The organism is Halomonas sp. 707D4, from assembly GCF_024158685.1.
GTDB lineage: Bacteria > Pseudomonadota > Gammaproteobacteria > Pseudomonadales > Halomonadaceae > Vreelandella.
The window spans coordinates 1-1,068 of sequence record NZ_JAMZBD010000738.1; the positions used below are offsets into that span (position 1 = coordinate 1).

General features: G+C 59.8%; 2 protein-coding genes. One reads left to right on the plus strand and one right to left on the minus strand.

Going from position 1 to position 1,068, the window contains the following annotated elements; genetic code table 11:
* Positions 1-409 (minus strand): BCCT family transporter (locus BIS11_RS18340; RefSeq protein ID WP_253586830.1); only part of this gene is annotated, 409 nt, incomplete at its 3' end.
* Positions 410-727: 318 nt separating this feature from the next.
* On the opposite strand from BIS11_RS18340, the gene BIS11_RS18345 reads away from it, so the two are divergent.
* Positions 728-1,068, plus strand: a 341-nt coding sequence (locus BIS11_RS18345; protein ID WP_253586831.1) for an ABC transporter substrate-binding protein, incomplete at its 3' end; no start/stop codon positions are given.

The window sequence follows — 1,068 nt, forward strand, 5'->3', positions numbered from 1 at the left end:
CGTCCGGGTCGGTATCGAAGGCCGGCGGCACGTTGACGAAGTGGTAGATCGGCTCGCCCGCGGCGAAGAACACCCCGCCGCCGGCCAGCAGCGTGCACAGGATGATCGAGATCCACTTGAACGTGCTCAATTCTGGTGCATCGAGATCGCCGATCTTGGCCTTGCCGGCCGGGGTGAGGGCGAGCCCGATGGCGATGAAGAAGGTCACCAGCATCAGGAACTGGAAGTAGGTACCGAAGTTCAGCGCGCTCCAGGCGAAGCCCTGGCTGATGGCGTTGGCGAGGAAGTCCAGATCGAAGATCGAAAGCGCGAGGAAGAGGAGTATGAAGCCGATGCTGAGGATGAGTACGATGGGATCGCCTAGCGCATGACGCGGTCGGCTTTCGGCATCTGAGGCCGGTTGTTTCATCAAGAAGAACACCTTTGGTGGGACGAGAGGAAGCAGCGTGATTGCGTATAGCGTAGGCAATAAGCAGATAAAAAAAAGCGCCATTGGGGAAATGGCGCGAGGACAGGAAACAGCCGTCAGTATAGCGGCGGCATAGACCAAAGTCTAATACGTTTTACATTGGTGCGAAAAAATCGCCTTCTGCACCACAAGCGAGCATGCGTGGCGCGACAAGAAGTAAGGCACATAGCGCAAGCCACTGATAACGAATGACATACTGGTTTCTGGCCGCGTTGATGCAGTAGGTGGGCAACGCTTATTGTATACAAGGTGCTCCTCATGTCCCCGTTCTTTGCTTCCTGGCGCGTGGCGCTTCCCACCTCGCTTGGCCTGGCATTCTCTTCCGCGCAGGCCCTGGGCGACACGCCAATCCGCTTTCAGCTCGACTGGCGCTTCGAGGGCCCCGCCGCGCCGTTCTTGATGGCCAAGGAGAAGGGCTACTTCGCCGACGAGGGGCTGGATGTCCAGATCGATTCCGGCAGCGGCTCCGCCGGGGCGATCAACCGGGTCGCTTCCGGCGCCTACGAGATGGGCTTTGGCGACCTGAACGCGGTGGTGGAGTTTCTGGCCGAGAACCCGGACGGCCCCGGTGTCAGCGGCGTCTACGTGCTCTACGACGG